The organism is Pseudomonas sp. PICF6, assembly GCF_009831705.1.
Classification (GTDB): domain Bacteria; phylum Pseudomonadota; class Gammaproteobacteria; order Pseudomonadales; family Pseudomonadaceae; genus Aquipseudomonas; species Aquipseudomonas rhizophila.
Genome location: NZ_WUUD01000004.1, coordinates 1 through 4855, shown reverse-complemented (window position 1 = coordinate 4855; position 4855 = coordinate 1). Strand labels below are relative to the sequence as shown.

Sequence of the window (4855 nt, the reverse complement as noted above, 5' to 3'; positions counted from 1 at the left end):
AGAGCATGGCCCAACCGCTTGCGCAGGTGGCGCCATGAACGCTGTCGAATACCAATCCTTCGCCGACGCCTGGGAAAGCCGCGCCACCATCCGCACCCGGCCACGGCGCCGGGTCGAAGACGACGACAAGTTGATCTTCCCCATGAGCCGTCAGCCCCTGGTGCACAGCCAGACCTTCCTCAGCCACTGCCCGCAACTGCGCGATTTTGTGCTGGTCCAGAGCCTCTACAAGTTCATCAACGATGTGGTGATCTTCGAGACCGAACTGGTGGACCACACTGCCCGGCGCATTGCCAAGAACAGCTTCGGCATCGAGTTCCCGTTCGCCTGCCGCTACGACGCAATGACGGTGGTAGTGGACGAGGATTATCACGCACTGGTGGCGATGGACTTCATGCAGCAGACCATCGACATGACTGGCATTGCGCCGATCCCGTTGCCCGATCAGATCGAGCTCAGCCGCGCCATCCCGGCGACGCTGGCCCAGGCACCGGAGCATTTGCTCAGCGCCGTGGAGCTGATCTGCATCGCCATTGCCGAGAACACCGTGACCAACGAGGTGGCGGCATTCGCCCGGGATGATTCGGTCAAGGCGTCGATCAAGGGCCTGATGGCCGACCACCTGCTGGATGAGGGACGGCACTCCGGATTCTGGACGCGCCTGGTGCAAATCTACTGGCGCAGCGCGCCCGAAGCTGACCGCGATGCGATTGCGCGACTGATGCCCGGCTTCATCAGCCAGTACCTGGCGAGCGATCTGCAACAGGCGTTCGATTTTCAGCTGATCGCACACCTGCCCGTCGACGAATCCGTGCGCCAGTCACTGCGCGAAGAGGCCAGTGCGCTGGCGTATCCCATCAATCGTTTTCACCCGTTGGTGGGCAATATCACGCGCTTTTTTCGCAGCAGCTCGATGCTGGCGTCCCCCTGCGTGCGTGACGCCCTGGCCGACTACCTGACCCCATGAGGATCCGCCCATGAGACGCCTCGAAATTGCCGTGTCTGGCACCAGCCAGGCCATGACCGACCTGGCCCAGGAGCTCGAACTGCACGGCCACGGTGTTGTGCATCTTGAATCAGCGCACCACCACACAGCGGTAGACCTGTTGATTGATGACGGGACGCTGCCCTGCACCCTAGACGCCCGCTCAAACCTTCAGGTGCGTGTGGCGCTCCAGGCTTTTCCCGGCCAGGCATTGCCACAGCCGGTGGTGGTTTTCCGCGACAGCGCGCATCGGCCGTTGTCCCAGGAAGTGATCGCCCCGCAAGGCTGCGGCAACGGCCAGTCTTTGCGACTGCGCGCCTTGGCGGCGGTGGTCGAGCACGGTGCGCGACTGGTCAGCCAGCTTTCCCGGGACGAAGCCTGCTTCGATCACTGGCCGACGGTGCAGACCGACGCCTGCGATGAATCGTTGCAGGGACTGGATGTGTTGGAGCCGCTGGCCTTCGAACACCACCTCAATCGGCCCGCGGTGCCTTGGCTGCTGGCTGCAGCCGAAGTGCCGGTCATGCATGACATCGAGCAGCGCATGCTCAATGACGGTACGCAAGCGGCCCTGTGGGTCGACGGTCAGCTTGTCGACTACAAGTCCTTGCGCAGTCTGGCGTTGCGCTTGCAGGAGCCGATGCTCAAGCAACTGGCCGGGGCAAAACCTGGAGTGATTGGTGTCTGCCTGCCCAAGTCCGCACAGTTGTACGCAGCTATCCTGGCGGTGCTGGGTTGCGGGGCGGTGTACCTGCCGCTGGACCCGCAGCACCCCGCGCAACGACGGCGCTTTATCCTGGAGAACGCCAACGCCGACTTACTGCTGCACGACGGTGACAGCGACCTGGGCGAGCTGTCGCTGCCGACGCTGGATGTACGCAAGCTGCCTTCACCCAAACCCGGCATCCCGGCCTCGCTGATCCGCCGCGTGGTGGACAGCGACGAACCGGCCGTGGCGATCTACACGTCCGGCACCACCGGCCAACCCAAAGGCGTGCTGCTCAGTCATCGCAACCTCAGCCATTTCTGCGCCTGGTATAGCGACTATGTCCGCTTACAGCGTGACAGCCGGGCATTGCAGTTCTCCACCATCAACTTTGACGCATCGCTGCTGGATATCCTGCCGACCTTCATCCAGGGTGCGACGCTGGTGGTGCCCAGCGAAGACCAGCGTCGCGACCCGCAGCAACTGGTGGCGCTGATTCAGCAACAGCGTGTCACTCATGCTTTCCTGCCGCCCGCGCTGCTGAGCGTGATGCCGCTGGATGCACCGTTGGGGCTGGAACACCTGATTACCGGCGGCGATGTCTGTGAGCCGTTCGTGATCGAGCAGCTCGCACCGCAGTGCAGTTTCCACAACATCTACGGCCCCACCGAAACCACGGTGCTGGTCACCACCCGGCAATTCGGTGTCGGTGACAACAACCGCAACCTCGGTGTGCCCATCGCCAATGGCCGGGTGCTGATTCTGGATGAGCAGCTGCAACCGGTGCCCCAAGGCACACCGGGCGAGCTGTACATCGCCGGGCCGGGGGTCGGCCTCGGCTATCTGAACGACCCGACGTTGACCGCGAGCCGCTACCTCAACCTGACGCTGCCCGACGGGCCAACGCTGCGGGTATATCGCACAGGCGATATCGCCCAATGGACCGACCACGGCATCGAACTGTGTGGTCGGCGCGATAACCAGGTGAAGATCCGTGGCTTCCGGGTCGAACCCGAGGAAATCGAGCATTGCCTGCGCGACAGCCAGTTGTTTCGCCAAGTAGCGGTGGGGGTCGATGACCGACGGCGGATCCTGGCGTTTCTGGTTCACCCTCGGGAAGAGCGGGCCGGCGCTGCCCTTCAGGCTTTGCGCGAGCATGTACAAAACGCGCTGCCCAGCTACATGCACCCGGCGGCCTACGTGCAATTGCCCAGCCTGCCCTACACCAGTAATGGCAAAGTCGATCGCCGGGCCTTGCTCGCCACGGCGGTGCAAGTGCAGGTCGGCAGCCATCGGCGCCAGCCGCAGAACGTTCTGGAAACGCAGCTGCGGCAACTGTGGGCCGAGTTGCTGGAGCTGCCGGTCGACGACATCGCCACCGATGAAAGCTTCTTCAATCTCGGTGGCCATTCGATCCTGCTGTCACAACTGTTGCTGGGGGTCCGCGAAGCCTTCGGGCGCAGCCTGTCGATCAATCGCTTCATCGAAGCACCTACGCTGATCACGCTGGCGAAGTTACTGGACGATCCTGTGCAAAACAGCACATCGACCCTCAGCCCCCAGGCCTTGATCGATGCGCAAGCGGAACTCAACCTCGATCCCCTGCCTGTCAGCCGGTGTGGTGATGTGCACAAGGTGGTGGTGACCGGCGCCAACAGTTTTCTTGGGGTACACATCGTCGAGGCCTTGCTGGCCTGGGGCGCCACCGAAGTCGCGTGCCTGGTGCGCGAGTCCGGTGGACAAAGCGCGGCCGAACGCTTTGCCCAGGCCCTGCGGGACAATCGGCTGAACCACCTGGACCTGAGCCGCGTCAGTGTCTACGCCGCCGACATCACCCAACCGCAATTGGGTTTGCCAGACGACGTCTATGCCCGCATCGACCGCACCTTCGGCGCGTTGGTGCACAACGCCGCCCACGTCAATCATGTGCTCGACTACGAGTCTTTGGCGCGGGACAACGTGGAGCCGATCTTCGAATGCCTGCGCCTGTGTGAAGGGCGCAGCAAGAAGATCTTCAACTTCGTCTCTACGCTGTCGGCGTCCAGTGCGCTGGATGCCGACGGCCAGGTCCTGGAGCAGCCCGCCGCAGAGACGCCGCCGATCTACATCAAGAACGGCTACAACCTGTCCAAATGGGTCGGCGAACGGATCCTGCAGCGCGCTCGGGATCGCGGGGTGTGGGTCAATCTGTTTCGCCCCGGCAACATCAGTTTCAACAGCCTGACCGGGGTCTGCCAGCCCCACAAGAACCGGTTGATGTTGATGCTCAAGGGCTCGATCCAGCTCGGTCAGGTGCCGGATCTGTCCCTCAACTTCGACCTGATGCCGGTGGACTTCCTGGCGCGCTTCATCGCCTTCCACGCCAGTCGTTATCAGCCGACGCAGGCGGTATTCAACCTGCACAACCCCGAACCCTTGAGCTGGGACGCCTATGTGGCGTCGTTTCGTGACAGCGGCCGGGAATTTTCCCTGGTCAGCGTCGCCGACTGGCAACGGCAACTGGGCCGAGTCGATGCTGACAATGCGCTGTTCGGCGTACTGGGTTTCTACCTCAACGGTTTCGAGGAAGACATCGGCGACATCTCGTTGATCAACCACGCCAACGCCCGGGCCGGTGTACGGCAGATGGGTGCCCGCTACCCGGAAAAATCCCCGGCCTTGCTGCGCCGCGGCGCTGATTACCTCAAGGCCATCGATTTCATCTGAAGCACCCCTCAACTGTAAAAAAAGGAGCAAGACCATGAATGCACTTCAACCCGACACCTTGATCAAGAACCCCCACGCCTGCGAGGTCGAAACTTCAGTGGAAGTACCCGCCAACGCGGCGAGCGTCTGGGCAGTGGTGGGCAATTTTGCAAGGTTCGATCGATTCATCCCGGCACTTGAGCACATCGAAATGACCGGCGAGGGCGTGAGGTCCCTGCGCAAGAAGTTTTTCCGCGACGGGCAGAACCTGGTGGTGGAACAGCTCAACAGCCATGATGACCAGGCCATGCACATGACCTGGACGCTGATCTACAACACCCTGGGCATCGATAACCTGTGGGCGGCAATGCGCGTCGAGCCCCTGGCGGACAACCGCTGCCGCGCCACCTGGACCATCATCGCCGACCACACCGATGCCCATACCCCGTCCGGCTTCCGAGATTTCCTGCAAGGGTTTG

Annotated in this window: 3 protein-coding genes; all 3 read left to right on the top strand. The window is 62.5% G+C overall.

The window, feature by feature from the left end:
* Positions 1-34 precede the first annotated feature (34 nt).
* A complete protein-coding gene (locus GSM73_RS03040; RefSeq protein WP_076383234.1) occupies positions 35-967 on the top strand; it encodes a diiron oxygenase in 933 nt (310 codons plus the stop codon).
* A 10-nt stretch (positions 968-977) separates the two neighbouring features.
* Positions 978-4397 (top strand): non-ribosomal peptide synthetase, encoded by a 3420-nt coding sequence (locus tag GSM73_RS03035; RefSeq protein WP_160891526.1) that lies wholly within the window; start codon positions 978-980, stop codon positions 4395-4397.
* 34 nt (positions 4398-4431) lie between these two features.
* Positions 4432-4855 (top strand): SRPBCC family protein (locus GSM73_RS03030; RefSeq protein WP_160891524.1); only part of this gene is annotated, 424 nt, incomplete at its 3' end.

Coding starts and splice junctions, on each gene's coding strand:
- GSM73_RS03040 (WP_076383234.1), top strand. CDS start 35: ATGAACGCTGTCGAATACCAATCCTTCGCCGACGCCTGGGAAAGCCGC.
- GSM73_RS03035 (WP_160891526.1), top strand. CDS start 978: ATGAGACGCCTCGAAATTGCCGTGTCTGGCACCAGCCAGGCCATGACC.